The following is a 22,595-nucleotide window of genomic DNA, read 5'->3' as shown; positions in this document are numbered from 1 at the left end:
TTTTAAATTATTCTTATTAAGCGGATAAGCACCGCCGTCAGACGGTGCTTTTTTCTATCCGCTTCGTTATGGTTTCTTAAAAATTCATTATCAGTTTCACACTGATATTACGTCCCATATTGAAAACGCCCATTCTTCCCGTTGCCGGATTTTCAGGAGCATATTTCAGTCTGCTTAAATGACTTTGATAAGCCACATCAGCAAGATTTTCTCCACTAATGAACAAAGACATAAAGTCGCTCCGGTTGAACGCCTTAATATTTGTTCCGATACCTGCACTCAATAAAGTGTATGCGGGTGTTGCTGTTTCTGTTCCGTAAGCACTGAAAAACTTATCCTGCTGAAAGAAGTGGTTAATCCCAAATTTGATGTAAGCGTTGGAAAACGTTCTATTTACATTCCTTAATTCGGCTTTGATTTCGCCCCTGTATCTCGGGGCTGGGATAAACGGCAAGTATTTCGAGCTTTCGGGTTGGCTGCTTTGGGTAGCCTGTACATACGAAAATGAGTTTTCCAAATGCAGCCATTCTATCGGTTGCGGGTGTATGTCCAAATAAATTTCGCCACCAACTAAGGTAGCGTTGCCCGCTGTATATTGAAAGGCTGGCGCACCATCAACAGGGTCGGGAATAATTTCCGTTCCGTCTTCCGCAACAAGTTTTTCGAGATAGATATAATTTTGAATGAAGTTTACAAATGGCGTAAGCTCCAACGTAATGTGTTTGGAGTTCAGAAAATAGGCAACATCTATCTGGTGACTGATTTCTGATTTTAAATCAGGTGTTCCGAACAGATAACGAAACGTTCCCTCGTGTCTTCCGTTCGCTGACAGTTCCGTACTGTTCGGCGCTCTGAAACCTCTCGATACATTGAATTTTAACGTAGAATTTTTATCGACTTGATAAGACAATCCTAAGCTACCGGAAACGCCATTGTAGTTTTTATTAAAGGCACTGAACTTTAATTCCGCATCGGGGTCTGTACTTTGCACAGGCTCTTCGTCTTCATTAAGATAGAGTTCTTTTGAGTTCATAGACCTGTTGTCAAATCTAAGTCCTCCGGCTAAAGTGAGTTTGCCAAAAGTTTTCTGTGTAAAAAGAAATGCTCCGGCATCAAACAGATTATAGGCAGGTATCAAAAATTCTTCCCCTCTGTTGGTGTTGGATTGCCACATACCACCGATACCAACCGAAGTTTCCCAGCCTCTTGATTTTTCAAAATTATACCGCACATTATAATTAAGTGTGTTCAAATCAAAGAACAATGCCGGTTCATTGGGAGCGGCGGGGTTTTCATACTCTCTTCGTTTATTGTTCTGAAAACCGAAATCGGCATTAATTGTACCTTTATTCAATATGAAATAATTGTTGGAAGAAACGCCCAAATGGTTGATGGTCTGATGTGGAAAACCGACCTTATACCCTTTATAATCATTTCCGCTTGCAACTACTTCATCGCCATTGGCATTTTCATAGATAAATCTTCCTAACTCGTCCCTTTCGCCCTCTACAAGATTAAGCGTGTTGTTATAAGAGCTGACGGTGAGGTGCGAGTGTCCCCACCTTTTGTTTATTCCCAAGAACAAGCTGCCGTTAAGTTCCTTAAAACCCGAATTGAAGACTTTCCCATCGTAGGCATTTTGATAGTTGCCCGCAAATTTATTACTAAACCTGCCCAACCATTGTAAACCATCCTTATTGCCTGCATTGGAAAGGGAGTAGCCTATCAGGTTATTATTGCTTTGGTAATTCGTAGAAACCTGCGTTTTTATCTCACCTATTGGCAAGGCTTTAGGAGCAAGAAAGTTAAGCACTCCGGCAATACCGTCCGAGCCGTACATCAGGCTGCCGGGACCTTTCACTACTTCCACTCTGTCCACCGCATTCTCATCTATTTCAATACCGTGTTCATCTCCCCATTGCTGCCCTTCTTGACGAATACCGTTATTCAATGTAATCACCCTGTTGTATCCCAATCCTCTTATGGTAGGTTTTGAAATTCCCGTACCCGTTGTTATCTGGTTTACGCCCGGTATGTTTCTCAAACCGTCAATCAGGTTGGTAGCACTGTTTTGTTTTAAGGTGTTGCCGTCAACCGCTTTGACAATAACAGGGCTTAATCTTAGTTCTGTCGAGCGGGTTACACCTGTGATGATTAACTCGTTCAGCTCCGTAATGGCAGGACTTAATACAAAGTCCATAACCGTATCTTGTGCTATCGTTATTTTCTCGATTATTGGTTCATAACCTGTAAAACTTATCTCTAAAAGATATGTTCCCCGTTTCAGGTTTTTGATTTCATAATTACCGTTTACATCCGTTGTGGTTCCGGCTTTTAAATCAGCAATATAGACTGATACCCCGGCTAAATTTTTATTATTTTCCTGGTCTTTTACTGTACCGGAAATTCTGTTTTGTGCAAATATGTTTAAGGTTGCTGAAACAAAGGCAACCAATAGCAATACGCTTTTTAAATTCATAAATCTGATTTTTTAATTCTTATAATTTGAGCTGGATAAACAGACGCTCCGGCTGCTTACCTCTATAAAAAATCAAATTATTGGCGGACCTCTGTTTTGGGTTTCAGGAAGTGTGGCTTCGTAAAAATTTGCCTTATATAATGTATATTCCGAACGATGTTCAACATTAATGCAAACAAACTGTATAGCGGTAAAAAGATGAACAGATACACAATGATTGTCACAAAGAAAACACTTCTTTAATACTTTGCTAAGGTGGGCTTTATGTTCGCAGAAACTATTGCTGCCATCTGAATAGTAAACAGTTTTTTCACATTTGGTTGCTTTTTCAAATGCAATAATTTCATCGTGGTGGTGAAACATAAGTGCAGGGCTGTTGCCGAACAGGTATAACATCAACAGAAAAAGTCCTGCAAATTTTATGTTTCTTTTATCTTTCAATTTTAGCTACGATATGGTTAAAAATGTTTTGGATTTTCCTGTAAACTCAACGGGTATCTACCAAAGACAATCCTGAAAATCGGTTGCCATATGTAACAATAAGCCCAGCGCAACAATCCTGACTATTTTGTTGCCGAACAGCAAGAGCAAGAAATACACTGCTATTGCATAATACGAATGCAGGTAGTGAAAGCCAACGCTGCATCTGTTCGGGTCGAATATCGGTTCTGCAAACAGGTGGTCTATATCAACAAGCATTGTTGCTAACAAAATTATCCAGACCATCTTCCATTCCTTTCTGAAAAACACGAAGGCAACCAATCCCGGAAAGAGAAGGTGCAAAGCGTAGTGGATAATATTTTGCAGTACGAATAAGGACATTTAGTTATTTTTCTTTGGTCGTTTTTTAGTCGGGTATGAAGCCTATTAATAGTTTATGTTGATTTGTTATGGAAATAAAGCCTTGCGGAAGTCTTATTCCACAAAGCCTTATTATTTCACCGCCAATTTTAGATGAAAAATTAGTGTTGATGTCCGTGTGCTTTGTCAGCAGCAGAAACCTCATTTTTAAATTTTCCAACCAACTTTTTGCCCTCATAGGTAATCGTAACGGTGCAATTCGTATGGATGCCATTTTTAGGCAATGCCACTGTCAATGCTCCATTTTTACCTGCGATAAGATTAGCTGTTGATTTACTGCCATTTTCAAAAGCAAATTCTACCGAGCCGGTAGCCGTTTTGGTTAACGTTTTAGCATTGGCATCCAGCACATAAAAAGTAAGCGCATTGTTGGCTTTTACCATTTCGATATGGTAGTTGTCAATATCTACCATTTTACCCCCGTGTGGAGCTGCACCGTGTCCGCTTTGAGCCATTGCAGGGCTAATTGCTAAAGTTGCAATAGCAACCACTAAAGCCATTCCGATTGATTTGATTTTTCTCATTTTTTTTGATTTTTAAAAAGTGAATAATTAAGAATTAAATTTTTACCCTAAGTAATTTGATTGAATTAAGAAACACCAGCGTATCAGGTAACAGGTGGATGATGGCTGCCTGCACCGGTCCTAAAACTCCCGTTAACACCAATGTGATACCTACAACGTGTACCACACCCACACCGCCGATGATATTTTCCTTAATTGTCCTGAATGCTTTTTTACTGATGGCTTTGGAACGGGCTATTTTTTCCAGCTTATCTTCCACCAATACAATATCAGCCGCTTCCATTGCAGCTTGTGTACCCACTATGCCCATAGAAATACCTACATTCGCCTGTACCAAAGCAGGTGCATCGTTAATGCCGTCACCAACCATTGCTACTTTTTCGCCTTTGGATTGTAGTTCCTGTATCGCCTTGATTTTGTCTTCAGGCAGCATATCTGCCCTGAATGATGTAATACCTAATTGTCCTGATACGTGTGCTGCCGTCTGTGGATTGTCGCCTGTGAGCATAATGATGTTTTCTACACCGCTTCTTTTCAATTCCTCAATCATTTCCTTTGCTCCCGGACGTATCGCATCTGACACATAAAACACAGATGCCGCATTGCCATCCACCGCCATATAGATAGCCGTATCGGTGAGGTTTTCGCTATTGACGGTTACGGAAATAGTATGGTCGTCCATCAGCGTTTTGTTACCTATCAGCACTTTTTTATTGTTGATGGTAGCACTGATACCTTTCCCTTTGAATACCTCAAAATCCGTAGGCTCTGATAACGAAGCACCCATATTGTCCGCATACATCAGTATAGCATTGGCAAGGGGGTGGCTGGAACGGTTTTCCGCTGATGCCGCTAATTGCACCAATTCTTTTTCAGTAAAGCTGTCATCGAGTATTTCAACTCTGTTTACGGTAGGCTTACCTATGGTCAATGTGCCTGTTTTGTCAAAAACAATGGTTTTTATCTTCGCCAATTCTTCCAAAAACTTACCGCCTTTTACAAGTATTCCTTCTCTTGCGGCTCTTGCTATGGCAGAAATGGTTACTAAAGGCGTAGCTAAGCCTAATTCGGCAGGCGAAGTGAAAATAAGCAGGGCTATCACGAGCTTTACATCTTTAGTTAGTAGGTAAACACCCAATACAAAAACGAAAACAACGGGTATCAGCCACGCCGCTACCTTATCCGTTAATTTTTCAATAGGGGCTTTACTGCTTTCTGCTTCTTCTACCAAAGCGATAATGCGTGAAAACACCGTATCTTTTCCCGCTTTGGTCATTTCTACGTCCAAAGCCCCTAACTCCAGTATTGTACCTGCAAATACTTCTGTACCGGAATTTTTTTCTACGGGTACGCTTTCTCCTGTTATGGGGGCTTGGTTTACAGACCCCGAACCCGCCACTATCTTACCGTCAACGGGTATTTTTTCGCCAGCCTTTACCACCACAATATCACCCACCGTCAGTGATGCAATAGATACGGGCTGCTCGTTACCGTCCTTTTTCAATATGGCTGTCTGTGGCACAGAACCGATGAGTTCCTTTATAGATGCTCTTGCTCTTTCACCGCTTGCACTGGCAATGTATTCGGCAATCAGGATAATCATCAGCACCACAGAACCCGCTAAATATTCTTTACCAACGACCGATACGATTACGGCAATGGAAATAAATAACTCCGTACCTATTTTCCGTTCCCTGATTAATTCGAGAATGGCAGTTTTTAGCAATGCGTATAAACCAAAAGCCGTAGCTGCCAGCAAGACGGGAAGTGGTATAATTTCTAAATAAAACAACAGGCTGGCAATACCCACTGTAATAATGCGTATGATTTCCCAAAAAAATTGCCGGGAAAAAAAGGTTTGTAAATAGTTCATATTGTTATGATATTAATGGGTATGCCCTTTGGATATACCCAAGTTTGAAATAACTACCGATAATATGAGCAATGCTATAAACAATACTACCCCAAGGGCAATCAAACCATACTTCATCTTTTTAGATAGGGGTCTGTTATTTGTACCTCCTTTTCTTTTCGGAGGAGGTACAAATTTTTTCCTCTTTCTTGTTTTCCGACTTCTATTTGTTCTTGATTTCATACAGTAGATAGCATTGTCTTATTCTTCCTCTTCAGCGTTTTTAATTGCCGAAAGAATGGTATAAGCATTTTTAGTAACTACCTTTAATGATTGCTGATTAACACTTTGAGGCAATTCGATAGCCGTATAGCCTTCCTGTTCCATACCTTTGGCAACTTGTACCAACTGGAAGGTATAGCCGTCTTTACTATCCGCTGTTTGAATAATGATGTAATCCAAACCGTCCAACTGAACAATGGCATCATTCGGTACTGCACTCTTTTGTTCCGTTCCTGTTTCTACCCACGCCTTTACATACATTCCCGGTAAAAGTTTTGCATCTTTGGTAAAGCGGCAAAGCACAGGTATCATTTTTTTGTCATCGGCTGCCTGACCTACCAAGTACACTTTTGCTGTGTGGCGGTAATCATTCTCATTAGATAATGAAAACTTAACCGTTTGCCCAACCTGAATTTTTCCCAAGTCTTTTTCAAAGGCATTTAAGGCAAGATGCAGGGCATCTGTACCTGTTATCTCAAACAGCACATCGGTAGGGGCAGCATATTTACCAATGTTGGTATTGCTGCTTTTGATATAACCTGAAATGGGTGCATAAATGCCCGCAGTTCTGGAAATTTTATTGCTGCTTTTTAAACTTGCGCTGCTGATGCCAATGAGTGCCATTTGCTGTTCTAATCCGGCAATACGGGCTTTCATTACATTATAATCTGAACTTACCTGTTGAAAAGTCTTTGCTGCATTCACATCCTCGTTTCTCAATTCCTGCTGCCTTTTGTATTCCTGCGATAAATATTCCAACCTGCCGATACTTTCCAGATATTCCTGCTGAATGGTAATAAATTCCGGGTTTTCAATGGTGGCTAATTGCTGTCCTTTTTTTACAGCTTGCCCCGGTAGCAGCCCTGCTGTTTTTATATAACCTCCCAATGGTGCTGACACTGTGGCTATACTGTTAGGGTCAGCTTCGATAGCTCCCGTCAGCTTGATGATATTACTTAGGTTTCTTAATTCGATAGCACCTGTTTGTATCTCTGATAGCTTATACTGGTCAGGAGTAAACGTAATTTGTCTGACCGAAGAAGCTGTGTCCGCCTTGCTTTCTGCGGTAGTCTGCTCCCCGGCAGCTTGCTCTTTTTTATCCTTACAGGATACTACCACTATTGCTGATAGCAGTAGGAGCGGTATATATTTTTTAAATGACCTATTCATTATTTTAATTTTTTTGAATGATTAATTTTTACCTGAAATTGCTTCTATGGAAATAACGACCCTGTTGAAATTATACAGGTTGTCTATATACTCCGAATGGATGTTATTGGATAGCGTAAGGTTTTGCAAATATTGTGTATAGGAAATATCACCGCTTCTAAAACCTTTATCCGAGTTGTTGATAATCAGGTCTGCCTGCGGCAATGCCTGTGTCTGATAATAGTTTATTGACTTCTGATATTTCACATACTCCTGCGCCAGCTCTTTTAATTGTCCGTTCAGGTTCATCGTTGTCAGTTCCACCTGTTTTTGTGCAATCTGCTCGTTGATTTTAGCCGCATTGATTTTGGATTTATAACCTCCGGGGAAAAGAGGAATAGCAACACCAATCTGGAAAAAATTAAACCGGTCTTTTCCGGTATAGGTTCTGTCTATACCGTTTATTGTTTGCAAGCCTTTGTAGGTTTGACCGTTATAACCTAAAATAATATCCGGTAGCATCTTGCTTCTCTCCAAAGAGATTTCTCTTTGGCTTACATTGATTTCCTGTTGCAGATATTGAATGATGGGATTATTGGCAGTAGATGCGTTATCCATAGGCAATAATATATCTCTTGGAACTAATGCGGTATCTGCTATACTGATATCATCGGTTGTGTTGAGCAATGTCTGTAAAAGCTGCTTGGCAATTTTTATATCGGCTTCGTTCTTTTCCAGCTCATTTTGAATTTGCCGGTACTGTACAGATGAAGTAGCATTTTCAAGGCTTGTACTTTCTCCTGTCCGGTATCTCACGTCGCTTGCTTTGCTTAGCTTACTAAAAATGGTGTCCTGCTCTAACAACAGCTTCCTTTTTTCCAAAATGTACTGGTATTGCAGGTAAGCCAGCTTCACGTCTTCTACAAGGTCGTTTTCGGTCACAGCTTTGTATTTTTCGCTGCTTTGTATTCTTTCCTGCGCCAGCTTTGACTGGTTGCCGTAAACCGTTGGAAAATCAAAACGCTGTGTAACACTGATTAAATTATCATTAATGGTAGGATTACTCACTACGCCCTGCGTATAGGAAATTTCTGTCTTAGGAATAGTAACGCTTCCTTTTTTTAAAGCCTGCTGGACATTGATGTTATACTCCGCTATCTTGATGCTGTTGTTGTTTTTTAACGCCTCGTCAATAGATTGCTGCAAGGTCAGCACTCTCGTTCCCGAATTGGATGGTACTTGCGCCTGCATTACAGATGGGAAACAGAAAAATCCCAATAGCAATATGGCGGTAGGTAAGGCTTTGTTTTTACGCATTTTGAAAGATGATTTAGTGAAGTAGATATACAGTACCGGCAGCACTACAAGGGTTAAAGCGGTTGCCGTTATCAGCCCTCCAATAACTACCGTAGCCAACGGGCGTTGTACTTCTGCACCTGATGAGCTGGACAAAGCCATTGGTAAAAAGCCTAAAGAGGCTACGGCGGCTGTCATCAATACAGGTCTTAACCTTACCCGAGTGCCAATACGCACCCTTTCGTAAATATCTTCTACACCGTCTTTTGCCAATCGGTTAAATTCCGCTATCAATACAATCCCGTTCAGAACCGCAACCCCAAACAACGCAATAAAACCTACACCTGCAGAAATACTGAAAGGCATATCCCTGATAAGTAGAGCAAATACACCGCCTATTGCAGACAATGGAATAGCTGTGAATATTAATAAGCCCTGCTTTACCGAACGGAATGTAAAGTATAAAAGCAATAGGATGAGCAATAGTGCGACAGGCAAAGCTACTGCCAGCCTTGCGTTGGCTTCTTCGAGATTTTTAAATTGCCCGCCATAGGTGATATAATAGCCTGATGGCATCTTAACCTTAGCATTCACAATATCCTGAATATCGTTTACGATGCTTTTTACATCTCGGTTTCTTACGTTGAAACCAAGTGTAATCCGTCTTTTCGCATTATCTCGCTGTATTTGTACCGGACCGGGTTTGTAAGCAATATTCGCCACCTCGCTTAAAGGGATTTGCTGACCTGTGGGCGTACTTACAAATAGATTTTGAACATCTGTAATGTCTGCTCTTGAAGCATTATCCAATCGTACTACCAAATCAAAACGTCTTTCTCCCTCGTACACCAAACCTGCTGCTTTACCGGCAAAGCCTGTTTCGATGGCACTGTTCACGTCCTCAACGTTCATTCCGTATTGGGCTATCTTATCTCGGTCAAACTGTATGCTGATTTGTGGTAAACCCGTAATTTCTTCCACATACAAATCTTCTACACCCTCAACATTTCTTATTTTCCGACCTACATCTGAAGCAAGGTCAGAAAGCACATCTAAATCTTCACCGTATATTTTTAAAACCACATCCTGCTTAGCACCGGTAAGCAATTCGTTAAAACGCATCTGTATGGGTTGCTGGAAACTGAATGTTGCATTGGGGATTACAGATAGAGATTGTTGCATTTTTTCAATCAGTTCTTCTCTGTCGCCTGCACTTGTCCATTCTTTTTTAGGCTTTAGCTTAACAACCATATCTCCCGCTTCAATAGGCATTGGGTCTGTCGGAATTTCACCCGAACCTATTTTGTTTACTACCTGTTCTACTTCGGGATAGTTCTTCAATAAAATGGTTTGTGCTTTTTGGGAAACGTCTATCATTTGGGTGATGGAGCTTCCCACGGGAACCCTTGTTTCCACTGCAAAATCGCCCTCGTCCAACTGCGGGATAAATTCACCGCCCATTCTGTTGAATGTGATAAGTGTGATGATGAACAATACCACTGCAACCGATACTACCAAAAGTTTTCGCTTCATCGCACCATTAATGATAGGTGTATAAACTTTCTGTATGGCTTTCATCATCCTGTCCGAAAAGTTTTCTTTGTGCGTTGTCTTTTTACTCAACACCAATGCAGACATCATCGGAACGTAAGTGAACGATAACAGGAATGCGCCTAAAATGGCAAAAGAAACTGTTTGTGCCATTGGTCCAAACATTTTACCCTCAACGCCTACCAATGCTAATAAAGGCAGGTACACGATTAAGATAATAATCTCGCCAAATGCTGCTGCGGAACGTATCTTACGGGACGACTGATAAACTTCTTCGTCCATTTGGTCTTGTGTCAGTTTAGCCACGCCACCGTACCGTTCCTTGCTACCTGTAATCCTATGCAACACCGCCTCAACTATAATGACCGTTCCGTCAACGATTATCCCGAAGTCAATTGCCCCCAAGCTCATCAGGTTTCCTGAAACTCCAAAAACCCGCATCATTGCTATTGCAAACAACATTGCCAGTGGAATTACAGAAGCCACTACCAATCCGCCTCGCAGGTTTCCTAAGAAAAGTATCAATACAAAAATTACAATTAATGCCCCTTCAATAAGGTTGGTTGAAACGGTTGAAATAGCTCCGTCCACCAATTTTTTACGGTCGAGGAAAGGCTCTATTTCTACACCTTCGGGTAAACCTTTCTGAATTTCCGCAATCTTTTCTTTTACATTGGTAATAACCTCCGATGAGTTAGCTCCTTTCAACATCATAACGATACCTGTAACGGTTTCGCCCTCACCGTTACGTGTGGCTGCTCCGTATCTTGGACCGTTGCCAAAACGAACTTCGGCTACATCTCTTAACAAAACGGGTACGCCTCCCTCGGTTTTTATAACAATTTTTTTGATTTCCTCAATGTTCTTTACCAAGCCTTCGCTTCGGATAAAGAAAGCATTCGGACCTTTATCAATATATGCACCTCCCGTATTTTGGTTGTTTTTTTCCAGTGCTGTGAAAATATCGGAGATATTAATGTTCTGGCTGGCAAGCCTGTCAGGTTCAATGGCGATTTCGTATTGCTTTACAAACCCTCCGAAGCCACTTACTTCCGCCACGCCGGGCGTACCTAATAGCTGCCGTTTAATAATCCAGTCCTGAATGGTTCTTAACTCTGTGGCATCGTACTTATCTTCATAGCCTTTTTTGGGATGGATAACGTATTGGTAGATTTCGCCCAAACCGGTGGTTACAGGAGCCATTTCAGGCGTACCCACCCCTTCGGGGATATTTTTAGCTGCAATAGTCAGCCTTTCCTGTACCTGTTGCCTGCCCCAATAGATGTCTACCTTTTCTTCAAATACAATGGTAACAATAGAAAGCCCAAAACGGGAAAAGGAACGCATATCCTTTATACCCGGAATGCTGACCATTGTCTGCTCCACGGGAAAGGTTACGAGCTGTTCCACTTCCTGCGCCGCCAGTGTAGGCGATACAGTAATGACCATCACCTGATTATCCGTGATGTCAGGTGTGGCATCAATAGGAAGTTTGGTAAGCGAATAGGAACCCCAGCAAATTAATGCCAGGGTAAATAATCCTATTACCAACTTATTCTTGATTGAAAAATGAATGATGTTATTTAACATATCATAATGTTATTAGAATATTTATTGTTTAAGAAGATACTGTCCTTTCATTTTGATTTTAACAGTAATGTTCTCATTGGAATTGTTTTTGAAATACCAGCCCTGCGGACCTTCAAACGGAGCGACTAAAGAGCCGACCATATTATTGGAATAGGCAATAGTATAGCTTTCAAAGTAGTTGCTGTTGTTCTTTACTTCGCCGTGAAAGTCAAAGTATAGCTCACCTTTATCGGTAATCCATTCATATTTCATCTGACCGTATTTCAACATATTTACTTTGTATTCCAATCCTTCGCCTGCCGGAATAACCACGCTTACCTCGTCTGTACGTTCTGCCAGTTGAGTGGCTGGTGGCGGGTTATCTGCCGCCGCTGGTTTGGCAACATCTGCCGGAGAGCCAACATTTTCCAGTTTTAGTATCTTGTGCGGTCCCGAAGCCAACGCTTCCGTACCTGCATCACCAACATACAGCTTGCTAAAGCCTGTTGCCTTGCCAATACCCAAAGGGTCTATCCCGTATTCAGCCGGGAGTACGGCACTTACCAAGAGTACCGCTCCAATAACCAAAGCAATAATGACCTGCTTTACAATGGATTTCTTATCTAAGATTTGATGTGCTATTTCTGCCATTTTGATATTTGTTAAGAGTTAAAATAACCGACTAACTGATAGCCGAATAATAAAAAGCCTGCTGCCATCAGCAACATATTTGTAACTGTTGAGAATTTTAGAAAACTCGGTGACCTTCTCCAATTAGTGATGATAAACAATACAAGGGCTAAGGCTATGAACTGACCTATCTCTACACCGATATTGAAGCCAAGCAGGTTGGTCAATAAGCCGGTTCGGTCAAAGCTCAATTCCTGTAACTTACTGGCTAAACCAAACCCGTGAAAAAGTCCAAAGATTAAGACTGCCGCTTTGGTATTGGGCTGACGTCCTAAAAACCTTTGAAAGCCTCCTAAATTATCGAAGCCTTTATACACGATAGACAATGCAATAATGGCATCAATCAGATAGGCATTGATTGCCATATCTGCCAATACACCCAGCAATAGGGTAATACTGTGACCAATGGTAAAAAAACTCACATAAAGCAGTACTTCTTTTGGGCGATACAGAAAAAAGATAACGCCTACAAGAAAGAGCAGGTGGTCATACCCGGTGAGCATATGCTTTGCCCCGATATACAGAAAAGGAACGAAAGCTACTCCCGAATTGCCGCTTAAAAATGTCTGGGTATCCTCATCTACTCCGTGAGCATACGCCGCCCCTGAAACCAATATCAGTAGGGCTATTGATAGAAAAATTTTGATATACTTCATTTCCGGATTTTTTGTTAATTGAAAGCATAGCATCGAGGATGTGCATAGGTGAATACACACATCTCACGATGTACAGTTTGTGAAATCAATTATGCACACGGATTAAGCGTAATCCCCAAAAGGATTAATGCTTGTGTCCGTGAGCTTTGTCTATGCTGTCCTGATTAACTTTAGGCTGCGCAGCAGATTTATCTGTGCTGTCAGCAGGTGTATGATTACCCGCAGGGTCGTGGGAATGACCGTGAGCCTTGTCAATGCTGTCCTGATTGACTGCCGGAGCTGTTAGTTCCTGTTCTGAATTTGAATTATCCGAAGAAGATTTTTCGCTGTTATTGCAAGCTGTAAACGCAAGTGCAGCAAATGCCGCTATAATGAATGATTTTTTCATCGTTAAAATAAATTTGATATTAAAAAAGAAATAATTCGCCCGTAGGATTGGGCGTAACTCAAATTTTAACTTTCAGAGAATGAAAGTTAAGCAACGATGAAAGAGGGAGGTCCCCGAAGGGTGTATGCTCCGAGGAGCGGTGGTAAATAAATAAAGTGTCCATCAGGTGGAAACGTGTGTTTCTGATAGACAACTATATATTCAACAGGCGGAATGAAATCAATCGGTAAAGCCTTGATTGATTTTACATCATCCTTTGAAATAACAATTCTGGTTTCGCTTGAATTAGTAAAAGATACGTGTTCGCCAGCGTGTATAAAACCCGAAAAGGCAAGCTCTAAAGGTGTTTCTTTACTATTGTTATGATGATTGTTGCCATTCTGATGCCCGTCATTGGCAATATCTGCGTGGTGGTGGTGCGATACAATGCCGTGCCCCAAAATAACTAATTGGGCAGCAATTAAAAACAATATGGCAATATATTTACGCAACATTATGGCAAAGATATACAAATAAGTTCATTTGGTAATAATTCGGTGCAAAAAAATGAATTTAGCCCCCAATAAAATATTACAATGGCAGATGCTTAAATTTAAAAAGCCTTTTACACAGGCTCAACAGGAATATGGATTGCTCTCTCCATATTTTCGTAAGGATTTGTCAGCGGGCTTTGCGGTAAAATCTCAAATGCAAAAGGTTGTTTAATCCTGTAAGGGCTTTGATGCAGCCATTCGTATAAGCTGTGAAAAGTATGGAATATTTGTTTTGTATCGCCTGTAATGCCACATACGGCAAACTTTCCGCCGTCAATGTTTAGTATATCAATGCCTTTGGGTATCTCCTGATGTGCCTGTAACGTTATTCCTGCCTGATATATGCCTGCGTGTGGATTGACAATGCCGACAAATTGCGTGTTCACAGTCAGTAAATCCCTTGCCTCTGCAAACTGAATAACTCTTTTGAAACTCTTATGAATTTCTCCGATGTCTGTTAAAGGTGCATTTACAAAAATGACTTTAAGCGATTGGGCTTTTTTTATTTCAATGCTCAAATCCTTTTCCCTGCCGTTATTATCATTTACGAAAAAGTTCCCATTGATTTTTATATGCTTCAGGTACTTTGTAATAGTCGTGTGGTCTTTTGACGGAATGTTCCGCAATTCCTCTGCCGAAATACCAAAGAAATTCCTAAAGCTCCTTGCAAATGTAGAAGATGAAGCAAAACCGTTATCCAGTGCAATTTCGGTAATGGATTTGTGCGTATGTGTGAGCAAATAATGGGCAACATTTATCATTCTTACCTTTATGATAAACTGTTTCGGGCTTTCGCCAGTTACCTGCTTAAATATTTTTTGGAAATGAAAAGGCGAATAATTAGCGATGCCCGCAAGTTGTGCTAACGAAAGCTCCTCTTGCGGGTTTTGCTGAATGAAGTTGATAACTGCATTGATTTTCTTTTTATGTTCCGTTGAAATATCAAACATCGCTTACAAAGGTAATCAAAATACAGGCTAATGGTTTGAGTGCTGCTCCATTCCGTTGTGGTGTGGCGGTGTATGATGCCCTGAATGAAAATGATGAATAATGCCGTGAACAATGGTTGCAACAAGGATGAGGTGAAGCATCACAAGAACGACTTTACTGAAATGGCGATACCATTTTCCAAGCGAATGCCTGTCTATGTAAATCCTCAAAAAAACGGCTGCAATCAACGTCAATAATTCAAAGGTCAAAAGACCTGCTAAATGTAAGTGAAACATAATTTTATATGTAAGCTGATTAAATTAAAAAAAGCAAAGAGCAACCTTATATTGTTACTCTTTGCTGTAACTGCGTTCATCATTTTTTAACAACAAGTTTTTCAGTTGCGGCATTAAACTCAATCGCCTTTTTGTTGCTTTCGGCAACTCTCGATTGTTTGCCGTGAATGATTTTTCCCAAAGGGCAAATACCGTCAGCAGGTGGTTGGTGTCCTACGTGCAATGCCGCTCCAAGTGTAAGAACAGAAGCCGCACTTAACATTACAATTTTACCTTTCATATTATTTTCGACAGTGATTATAGTGCTGTCCCCGCACTTCTAATAATTTACTAAGGCAAAGATTGAATGTTTACATTGCATACACTTTACAAAACGAGGGAAGTAGTTTGCATTTCTTGCGATTGTTGCCAAAACATTTAAAGAACTTTCACTATTCGGCTATTGTTCCTGCACCAAATGCTGTAAGTTCGGGTCGTTCTTGATACGCTCCATTTCGCTGACTACAATATTCAGTATATCAGATTTTATCTGTTTGTAATTGCTTTCAATTTCCTGCTTCATTTTATCCTCGCCCTGCTCATTTACAAAAGATAAGATTTGCGGTATCTTTTGATAGGCTTTGCTTTCTGCTGCTACCTTTTCATTATCTACCACAATTTCGGCGTGAAAAATCTTTTGCTCGATACGTTCATCAAAGTTATCTGATACAGAACCGACAAACATCCCTTGCGTTAAAGTTGAGATTTTGGAAGCGGGAATAAGGCTGTCTAACTGTGTGGAGATAGAGGTAGATTTATCGTTGCGGTTAATCGTCATACTTTGGCGTTTCTGCAACACTTTACCAAAGCGTTCTGATAGGCTCTTTGCCGTTTCTCCAACCACCTGACCACTAAAAATATTGCCTACGGTATTCTGTATTACCTTGCTTTCTTTATCGCCGTAATCCCTCGTCAATTGCGAAAAATCCTGAAAGCCCAAGCAAACCGCTACCTTATTACTTCTCGCCGTTGCGATAAGATTGTCCAGTCCCCGAAAATAAATGGTGGGCAATTCGTCTATGATAACCGAACTTTTAAGCTGTCCTTTTTTGTTGATGAGCTTTACAATTCTTGAATTGTATAAGCCCAATGCTGCGGAGTAGATATTTTGACGGTCGGGGTTATTGCCTACACATAAAATTTTCGGCTCTTTCGGATTGTTGATGTCGAGCGTGAAATCATCGCCTGTCATCACCCAATAAAGGCTCGGCGAAATCATTCTTGATAAAGGAATTTTTGCCGATGCAATTTGTCCCTGTAACTGGTCTTGTGCGCCGCCTTGCCACGCATCCATAAAGGGCGACAAATAATTTTCCAAATCGGGGTAAGAGGTTAAAATCGTGAACACGTCCGAATACTTTTTATTCAGCAATTCAATGGCGTGTGGGAACGTACAATACTTACCATTCTCGTAGATTTTCAGATACCAAATAATGGCAGCCAATAAGATAATTGGGCTTTCTACGAAGAAATCGCCCTGCTTCTGTATCCAGCTTCGGTTGAGGTTTAGCATTATGGTATAAGCCGCTTCGTAAGCATCGGATATGTCGGTCATAAAATCGGGATTGAGTGGATTGCAACGATGGCTCTTGCGTGGGTCGTCAAAATTTATCACGTAAAATTTTGGCTGTACTTTGTACTTGTCCCTGTGCTTCAGTAAATGATTGTAGGCAATGGTAGAAAGGTCGTCAAACTTGAAATCGTATATGTACATACTGAAACCTTTCTCTATCTGCTGCTTGATGTAGTTATTTACAATCGCATACGATTTACCCGAACCCGGAGTGCCTAACACAATTGATGCCCTGAATGGATTGACGATGTTAATCCAGCCGTTGTTCCATTTTCCTTTGTAATAAAACTTCGTGGGAAGATTGACAGAGTATTCGTTTTCCATCAACTTGGTTTCCTGCTGAAAGCTCTCGTTCTCGTTGTTGAAAACATCGTCCATCAGGTTGTTGCGAAGCAAACGGCTCATCCAAACGCCAGCGACCATTAAGGCGATATACCCTAAACCTGTGGTTAAGATATACAGAAATGTAGCGATTAATAACGGTAGCTTTAGTAAAGGGAAATTCAGAAAGAACAGGATAATACCGATTGCTAAAGCCACATAGATTTTAGACCAGGTTATCTTCTCATCTTTAACGCCCTTTGTTCCCAAACAGCTCAAAGCCAACAAAACCAAAGCGAAGACTTTGGTATATAAGGTATGCGAAAACAGCCCTGCCGTTCGCTGAAAGTTGCCTAATATTTTATTGATTAACTCCAATGTCCAGCCACGCTCTATAAAGAAACCGTAGCAGAACCAATAAAGGTGCATCAGCACTATGATGATGCTTACTGCCCGCATAAAAGCCATTATCTTGGCAAGTCCTCTTAAATCGTCTTCTCCCTGCATTTTTGTAAAATTTTAAATGTTCGGGCGTGAATTTAGAAGCTGTGTTGTGTGGCTATAAGAATGTGGCAGTGAATGGCAGTGTTTGGCATTAAGAGGCTATAAAGCCTTCAATACCGTTCAGGTAATCCAATGATTTTTTTTAAATTTATACTCGTGAAAACCATTTTGCTATTCTCGTCTGTTGGAACAAGCAAGATTTAAAAGAGGAATGCTATGAATTGGAATAATCCTGATGCTTATCCCGGAGAAACTGAAGAAGAATATGAAATTCGGAAAAGAGGTGAAAGCCAAGCTGCCACCGGATTAATGTCTGGGATAATAAAGTTTTTTCTTTTCGGCTTAAAAATAGCGGCTATTTTCGGCGTGTTCTTTTACGCCGGGTTTTTGCTGTCGCAAAAATTGTGGGGCAAAGAAACTGATAACTTTAAGATTTGGGCATTCTCCCTATTATTTGCCTACCTCATCTTCTGCATCGTTTATTTTTTGAAAGGAACTATTATAGGATTACGGAGAAAGAACCAGAGGCTATGGATATTACCGTGGGCTATCTGTGTTTTATTATGCTGCATTGTTCCTGCATTCATTATAAAATCAATAGTAGCTGGTATGTTCAGCGTGACAGAACGAGATAGTATATGGTGTATCGGGCTAAGCTGGGGAGCGTTTGTACTTTCCGCATTATACATCTACGGTATTTATCAATTCAAAACACCTACTGCACCTAAGATTTTGCATTGGAGCTATGCGTTGGGGCTGAAAGTTTCTACATAATAGGCAAAGAAAAACCTGTTACTGACCTCGTTTGCGCTTCCTTTTCTTTTTCATTCTATTGGCAAAATCCTGTTCCTCGTAATCCTCGCCCTGTGCTTCGGGAATGAGCAAACCGCCCAACGCTTCAACCAACCCGTCTTCATTTTTATCGGTAGTAACAAAATCAAACAAATGGTGGGGTTCTTCCGCAGGAAGATCTGCATCATTTGTCCTTGCTATTTTCGGTATTAGCTTATCAGGCTCTTTTATCTCCGGCTTAATGTTGTTATTCCAGTAATCATTAAAGGTATTGGCAGAAAGCTCTGTTGCTAAACGTGAACCGTTCCAAACCGTTTTGGAATTGTGGTCAATAAAAGTGATACCGTAAATACGTCCTGTATCATTCCGGCGCACTACTATGTTAATGCCCTGTTCTCCTAACTGCTTTTTAAATGCCTGTTCATCGCTTGTGGTTTTCAGGGCTATGGTAACGGCAGATTTTAGGGTCTGCTTGGTAGGATTGTCTTTCAATGCCGTTTTGCATTTCGCAAAATGCAATTCCAAAGCCGGAAGCCCTGCGCTCTTGCCAAACAAGGAAGCCTTGAACGGATGCCCGGCTCTTTCGCCTTTTTCATTCAACGGAATATATAATAAGCCCTGCTGCATTTTTCCTTGTAATTCGCCCTCTATTTTCTCGGTGGTAATATTGAACAGGGAAAGCAGGGCATTGTATTCGCCCAAAGTTTGGTATTGGTAGTAGTTCGGCAGGTGGCGAACGACCGAAGCTATTTGGCTTTTTACATCGCCCGCCCGATAATCTACCGGACGGAAAACCTTATCAGTCTGGTTACGTTCTTTGTCCGTAGCCGGTATTAAATGATATTGTTTTTCCAGTTCCCGGCATACATTCATCGACCGCATTTTCTCAAATTTGTCCGAAATCTTTTTGCCCTGCTCGTCCACACATACCGATACGATGTGAATGTGGCTGCGGTCAATATCAGTATGCTTGAATACAATAAAAGGCTGCTCGCCGTAACCCATTTCCCGCATATACTGCTGTGCCATTTCCCGAAATTTATCATCATTTACGATGTCTTTCGGGTCGGGATTGAGCGAAATATGCAGCGTATGTTTCTCGGTATTGCGGTTGGCTATCAGATAAGGAGCGAAAGATTGGGCTAATTGCGCAACCGTATATTGACCGCTTGCGGTTTCAATCATCTTATTGGCAAACAGAATTTGTCCGTTTTCTTTTTCAATTTTCAGGTTATTGTATGCCAATGCACCATATAAATTTCCGCTCCTACCGATTTTTGCTATCACTTTTTAGAATGGTTTTTGAGGTATTTTGCTTCAAATTCTTCGGTCAGTTCAATGATTTTTCTACATAACATCGCCATTTCAGCCGTCTGTTTTTCCAGCTTAAAGAGGTAAGCCGATGCTTTTTTCTGTGAAAAATTCTTGTAAAGCAGCTTAATAATCTGGTTGTAATTCACGCCAACGTTGCGGAACTGGCTGTGAAAAGAGGTCAGCCGCATATAAAAATCAACCGTTCCTTTGTCAATCTGAATGGTCTTTATCGTCTTGTCAAAGATGCGGGATTTGATAAAGTGTGCCTTTACATCCATATTCGACTGGTCAAACAGGGCAAGAAACTTGGCGTTTTCCTCTTCGTTAAGAGAAAGCGAATACCTGAATATCGCTGGGTCTGTTTTAAGTGGACGACCAATGGGTTTTCTCACTTGTCTTTTGTTGTTCTCGTTCATAATAAATCCATTTTTAACCTATACAAAACCCTGACTTCGGAAGGTGTTTTCCAGCCCCCTGCAAGGGCAAGTTGTTCTGCATCGGAAAATACTTTTGAGATGCTGAGAACACAACTTGCCGTGTTCTGTTGAACACAAAAATCCGCCCTGCGGGACGGATTGAATGTAACAGGGAAAAACGGCTCGATGCCGTTCCCCATTTTTTCCGATTTGTCAAAATATGCTTGCATAAATCCGTTAATAAAAATCATTCTACAAAGTAACTACCTCTTATTAAGAGTATTGCAATGCGATACCCGGACAAATACTGCCTTTGAACGCCAAACACTGCCACAATGAAATAAGCACCTATCTATCTGCATTTCTTTGTACATAGAAACAGAGATAAGGGCGCAGATAAGTATGCAGGTAACAACATAAGTACCTGATTAAAAAAGTAGCTAAGTGCAATTGTACGGAGATAGAAAAATACCTGCCGACATACCTGAACAGATAGTTGAGCAAGTAAAAATGCAGGTACGCATATCGGCAGATATGCAGATGCAAACCTGCATATCTGCATACAATCCTAAAGAAGTATTCAGGTACATCGCTAATGGAGCGCATACCTGCCTAAGTAATTACATACCTATATGCCTATGTACAGGATGATATAGGTAGAAGCCTGCGGAGATACGGACATAAGTAATTGAGTATATAAATAAGTAAAAACAGTTGTAATATGAACGAAAAACAAAAACCAGTATTTATCGCCTTTTCATCCCAAAAAGGCGGTGTAGGTAAAAGCACCTTTACTACGCTTGTTGCAAGTACAATGCACTACCGGTTAGGCTACAATGTTGCCGTATTCGATGCGGATTTTCCACAGCACAGCCTGATGAAAATGAAAGACCGTGATTTGAAAATGATAATGGAAAACGAGGCTTTGAAAAAGCTGGCGTACAAACAATTTACCACTATCAACAAAAAAGCCTATCCAATAATACAGCACAAGGCAAACAGCGTACTGGAAGAAGCCCACGAATTTGTAAGCAGCTCTTCAGTGCCACTTGATGTGGTATTCTTTGACCTGCCCGGAACGGTGAACACACCCGGCATCCTGAAAGCACTGGCAGGAATGCACCACATTTTTACGCCCATTACGGCAGACCGTGTGGTAATGGAAAGTACGCTCATTTTCACACAGCTTTTGCAGGACGTGATTATGAAGAAAGGAGAAACCGATATAAAAACCATTAACCTGTTTTGGAACCAAGTGGATGGAAGGGAAAGTACCCCGCTATACGGTATATATAATCAGCTTATCGAACAGTTAGGGTTAAGCCTGATGCAAAGCCAAATCAAAAACAGCACACGCTTCCGCAAGGAAAGCGAAGTAAACAGCAAAACCATATTTCGCTCAACCCTGATGCCGCCCGATGAGCGGCTGATGAAAGCCTGCCAGTTGGACGAGTTTATGAGCGAATTTTTAAAAATCATTCAATTATAGTCCTATGGAGAAAGACAATAAGAAAAAAGTAACGCCCGATATTAACGAGGAGCTGATGATGAACCTGATGGTAGATGGTGTAAAAAAAGAGGGCTTACAGCTTCCGCCAGAAACCGCCGATGAACCGGAGCAGAAAGTAAGTGTGCGGGAAGAACCGACAAGGGAAAAGCCTGCGGTTAAAGAGAAGAGCAGGACCAAAAAGGCAACCGAAGCCGATTACGAAAGTATCTTTTTCAAAAAGTCGGAAACCAATGCCCGTGATGGGAAAACGGTCTATATCCGACCAGAGTTTCACGAAAAGCTGACACGTATTATACAAGTAATTGGTGAAGACAAGATTAGTATTTACGCTTATTTGGATAACCTGTTGGATTATCACTTTCAGGAATTTGGCGAACAGATTACCAAGAGCTATAACGATAAGTATAAACCCATTTAATAATTGGAGCTATGGAGATTGTAATTGTAATATGCCTGCTGATAGTCATTGCCTTGCTTTTGCAGGACAAGATTGTCATTAAGAAAAGGTCGGAGCAAAAGCCGACAAAGGGAAAAATCAATCCGCACCTTCCCGATATTATGGGGCAGCCTAAACCGAAATTAAGCCATTCAGTGCCAAACACTGCCAATGAAAGCCAAATAGAGGAAGTGGAGATAAACCTTGATAATTTAGACATTGAATATGACGAAAACGAAAACGTCAGCATTCAAATTCCGCAGGAAGAACTGGACGAAGTTTTCAGCAATATACCTGATTTGGAAGATGAGGAAGAAGACTGGAACAGGTACGGAATACCCAATGGCGATGACGGTTTTGCCCAAGGGGTTACCTTCGAAGAACTAAGCTCCGTGGGGGTATTGCTCCAAAAAGAAAAATTGGAAACAGCCCAAAAGGAAACAGCGGTAGCCATAGTTCAGAAATTACAGGGAACCGAACTATTCAGCCTATTGGAAAATTCTGTGGCGGATGCTTCCCGAAAGATAGCCGAGCTTTTGGATAGTAGCCTTTCAACTGAAACAGAACCCGGTTCTTCCACCTTGCGGAAAAATGATTTGGGGAATTTTGACATTGGGGAGTTCTTATAGACTTC

The 22,595-nt window shown here is 41.0% G+C and carries 21 protein-coding genes; 4 read left to right on the top strand and 17 right to left on the bottom strand.

Annotated elements, in window-relative coordinates; translation table 11 throughout:
* Positions 1–76: 76 nt before the first annotated feature.
* From ACM44_RS04040 to mobC, 14 genes are all read right to left on the bottom strand, one after another.
* Positions 77–2,479, bottom strand: coding sequence for a TonB-dependent receptor (locus ACM44_RS04040; RefSeq protein WP_024567731.1), 2,403 nt, complete (start codon positions 2,477–2,479; stop codon positions 77–79).
* 72 nt (positions 2,480–2,551) lie between these two features.
* On the bottom strand, positions 2,552–2,920 hold the full coding sequence (locus tag ACM44_RS15675; RefSeq protein WP_221247152.1) for a hypothetical protein: 369 nt from the start codon (positions 2,918–2,920) through the stop codon (positions 2,552–2,554).
* 57 nt (positions 2,921–2,977) lie between these two features.
* Complete coding sequence (locus tag ACM44_RS15670; RefSeq protein ID WP_024567733.1) at positions 2,978–3,301, bottom strand: DUF6122 family protein; 324 nt, start codon at positions 3,299–3,301, stop codon at positions 2,978–2,980.
* 140 nt (positions 3,302–3,441) lie between these two features.
* Positions 3,442–3,864, bottom strand: coding sequence for a hypothetical protein (locus ACM44_RS04025; RefSeq protein WP_024567734.1), 423 nt, complete (start codon positions 3,862–3,864; stop codon positions 3,442–3,444).
* 34 nt (positions 3,865–3,898) lie between these two features.
* A complete protein-coding gene (locus ACM44_RS04020; RefSeq protein ID WP_024567735.1) occupies positions 3,899–5,737 on the bottom strand; it encodes a heavy metal translocating P-type ATPase in 1,839 nt (612 codons plus the stop codon).
* 240 nt (positions 5,738–5,977) lie between these two features.
* The gene (locus ACM44_RS04015; RefSeq protein ID WP_024567736.1) at positions 5,978–7,168 is read right to left on the bottom strand and encodes an efflux RND transporter periplasmic adaptor subunit; all 1,191 of its coding nucleotides are present in this window, start codon (positions 7,166–7,168) and stop codon (positions 5,978–5,980) included.
* Between the two features lie 21 nt (positions 7,169–7,189).
* Positions 7,190–11,584 carry a CusA/CzcA family heavy metal efflux RND transporter gene (locus ACM44_RS04010; RefSeq protein ID WP_024567737.1) on the bottom strand — a complete coding sequence of 1,465 codons (4,395 nt, stop codon included), beginning with the start codon at positions 11,582–11,584 and terminating at the stop codon, positions 7,190–7,192.
* Between the two features lie 21 nt (positions 11,585–11,605).
* Entirely contained in the window at positions 11,606–12,214 is a 609-nt protein-coding gene (locus ACM44_RS04005; protein ID WP_024567738.1) for a hypothetical protein, read from the bottom strand.
* Between the two features lie 11 nt (positions 12,215–12,225).
* Entirely contained in the window at positions 12,226–12,909 is a 684-nt protein-coding gene (locus tag ACM44_RS04000) for a HupE/UreJ family protein (RefSeq protein WP_024567739.1), read from the bottom strand.
* A gap of 124 nt (positions 12,910–13,033) precedes the next feature.
* Positions 13,034–13,297: a hypothetical protein gene (locus ACM44_RS03995; protein WP_024567740.1), complete on the bottom strand. Its 264-nt coding sequence runs from the start codon at positions 13,295–13,297 to the stop codon at positions 13,034–13,036.
* Positions 13,298–13,383: 86 nt separating this feature from the next.
* Entirely contained in the window at positions 13,384–13,809 is a 426-nt protein-coding gene (locus ACM44_RS03990; RefSeq protein ID WP_228375991.1) for a hypothetical protein, read from the bottom strand.
* Between the two features lie 92 nt (positions 13,810–13,901).
* On the bottom strand, positions 13,902–14,780 hold the full coding sequence (locus tag ACM44_RS03985; protein ID WP_024567742.1) for a helix-turn-helix domain-containing protein: 879 nt from the start codon (positions 14,778–14,780) through the stop codon (positions 13,902–13,904).
* 355 nt (positions 14,781–15,135) lie between these two features.
* Positions 15,136–15,336, bottom strand: coding sequence for a hypothetical protein (locus ACM44_RS03980; protein ID WP_024567743.1), 201 nt, complete (start codon positions 15,334–15,336; stop codon positions 15,136–15,138).
* A gap of 159 nt (positions 15,337–15,495) precedes the next feature.
* A complete protein-coding gene (gene mobC / locus ACM44_RS03975; RefSeq protein ID WP_024567744.1) occupies positions 15,496–17,496 on the bottom strand; it encodes a conjugal transfer protein MobC in 2,001 nt (666 codons plus the stop codon).
* A gap of 213 nt (positions 17,497–17,709) precedes the next feature.
* Between mobC and ACM44_RS03970 the strand changes: the two genes are divergently transcribed.
* Positions 17,710–18,267, top strand: coding sequence for a hypothetical protein (locus ACM44_RS03970; RefSeq protein WP_024567745.1), 558 nt, complete (start codon positions 17,710–17,712; stop codon positions 18,265–18,267).
* A gap of 18 nt (positions 18,268–18,285) precedes the next feature.
* Here the strand turns inward: ACM44_RS03970 and mobB are convergent, their stop codons facing one another.
* From mobB to ACM44_RS03955, 3 genes are read right to left on the bottom strand one after another with little or no spacing between them, the layout of a single operon-like run.
* Positions 18,286–19,572, bottom strand: coding sequence for a conjugal transfer protein MobB (mobB, locus tag ACM44_RS03965; protein WP_024567746.1), 1,287 nt, complete (start codon positions 19,570–19,572; stop codon positions 18,286–18,288).
* Positions 19,569–20,015, bottom strand: coding sequence for a conjugal transfer protein MobA (mobA, locus tag ACM44_RS03960; protein WP_002996037.1), 447 nt, complete (start codon positions 20,013–20,015; stop codon positions 19,569–19,571). Before mobA ends, mobB begins: the two co-directional genes overlap by 4 nt.
* Complete coding sequence (locus ACM44_RS03955; protein WP_183325326.1) at positions 20,012–20,215, bottom strand: hypothetical protein; 204 nt, start codon at positions 20,213–20,215, stop codon at positions 20,012–20,014. Before ACM44_RS03955 ends, mobA begins: the two co-directional genes overlap by 4 nt.
* Before the next feature lie 521 nt (positions 20,216–20,736).
* Here ACM44_RS03955 and ACM44_RS03950 point away from each other — a divergent pair.
* The 3 genes from ACM44_RS03950 to ACM44_RS03940 are packed head-to-tail and all read left to right on the top strand — an operon-like array spanning position 20,737 to position 22,590.
* Positions 20,737–21,504, top strand: a complete 768-nt coding sequence (locus ACM44_RS03950; protein WP_024567747.1) for a ParA family protein — start codon at positions 20,737–20,739, stop codon at positions 21,502–21,504.
* A 4-nt stretch (positions 21,505–21,508) separates the two neighbouring features.
* Positions 21,509–21,943: a DUF3408 domain-containing protein gene (locus tag ACM44_RS03945; protein ID WP_002996029.1), complete on the top strand. Its 435-nt coding sequence runs from the start codon at positions 21,509–21,511 to the stop codon at positions 21,941–21,943.
* Positions 21,944–21,954: 11 nt separating this feature from the next.
* Positions 21,955–22,590, top strand: a complete 636-nt coding sequence (locus ACM44_RS03940) for a hypothetical protein (protein WP_002996027.1) — start codon at positions 21,955–21,957, stop codon at positions 22,588–22,590.
* The last annotated feature ends 5 nt before the right edge of the window (positions 22,591–22,595 follow it).

This window comes from Chryseobacterium koreense CCUG 49689, assembly GCF_001045435.1.
Lineage (GTDB): Bacteria > Bacteroidota > Bacteroidia > Flavobacteriales > Weeksellaceae > Kaistella > Kaistella koreensis.
This window is presented reverse-complemented; position numbering and strand designations above follow the sequence as displayed.

Excerpts from the sequence above, each read along its gene's own strand:
- ACM44_RS04040 (WP_024567731.1), bottom strand. The coding sequence starts at position 2,479 with ATGAATTTAAAAAGCGTATTGCTATTGGTTGCCTTTGTTTCAGCAACC.
- ACM44_RS15670 (WP_024567733.1), bottom strand. The coding sequence starts at position 3,301 with ATGTCCTTATTCGTACTGCAAAATATTATCCACTACGCTTTGCACCTT.
- ACM44_RS04025 (WP_024567734.1), bottom strand. The coding sequence starts at position 3,864 with ATGAGAAAAATCAAATCAATCGGAATGGCTTTAGTGGTTGCTATTGCA.
- ACM44_RS04020 (WP_024567735.1), bottom strand. The coding sequence starts at position 5,737 with ATGAACTATTTACAAACCTTTTTTTCCCGGCAATTTTTTTGGGAAATC.
- ACM44_RS04015 (WP_024567736.1), bottom strand. The coding sequence starts at position 7,168 with ATGAATAGGTCATTTAAAAAATATATACCGCTCCTACTGCTATCAGCA.
- ACM44_RS04010 (WP_024567737.1), bottom strand. The coding sequence starts at position 11,584 with ATGTTAAATAACATCATTCATTTTTCAATCAAGAATAAGTTGGTAATA.
- ACM44_RS04005 (WP_024567738.1), bottom strand. The coding sequence starts at position 12,214 with ATGGCAGAAATAGCACATCAAATCTTAGATAAGAAATCCATTGTAAAG.
- ACM44_RS04000 (WP_024567739.1), bottom strand. The coding sequence starts at position 12,909 with ATGAAGTATATCAAAATTTTTCTATCAATAGCCCTACTGATATTGGTT.
- ACM44_RS03995 (WP_024567740.1), bottom strand. The coding sequence starts at position 13,297 with ATGAAAAAATCATTCATTATAGCGGCATTTGCTGCACTTGCGTTTACA.
- ACM44_RS03985 (WP_024567742.1), bottom strand. The coding sequence starts at position 14,780 with ATGTTTGATATTTCAACGGAACATAAAAAGAAAATCAATGCAGTTATC.
- ACM44_RS03980 (WP_024567743.1), bottom strand. The coding sequence starts at position 15,336 with ATGAAAGGTAAAATTGTAATGTTAAGTGCGGCTTCTGTTCTTACACTT.
- mobC (WP_024567744.1), bottom strand. The coding sequence starts at position 17,496 with ATGCAGGGAGAAGACGATTTAAGAGGACTTGCCAAGATAATGGCTTTT.
- ACM44_RS03970 (WP_024567745.1), top strand. The coding sequence starts at position 17,710 with ATGAATTGGAATAATCCTGATGCTTATCCCGGAGAAACTGAAGAAGAA.
- mobA (WP_002996037.1), bottom strand. The coding sequence starts at position 20,015 with ATGAACGAGAACAACAAAAGACAAGTGAGAAAACCCATTGGTCGTCCA.
- ACM44_RS03955 (WP_183325326.1), bottom strand. The coding sequence starts at position 20,215 with ATGGGGAACGGCATCGAGCCGTTTTTCCCTGTTACATTCAATCCGTCC.
- ACM44_RS03950 (WP_024567747.1), top strand. The coding sequence starts at position 20,737 with ATGAACGAAAAACAAAAACCAGTATTTATCGCCTTTTCATCCCAAAAA.
- ACM44_RS03945 (WP_002996029.1), top strand. The coding sequence starts at position 21,509 with ATGGAGAAAGACAATAAGAAAAAAGTAACGCCCGATATTAACGAGGAG.
- ACM44_RS03940 (WP_002996027.1), top strand. The coding sequence starts at position 21,955 with ATGGAGATTGTAATTGTAATATGCCTGCTGATAGTCATTGCCTTGCTT.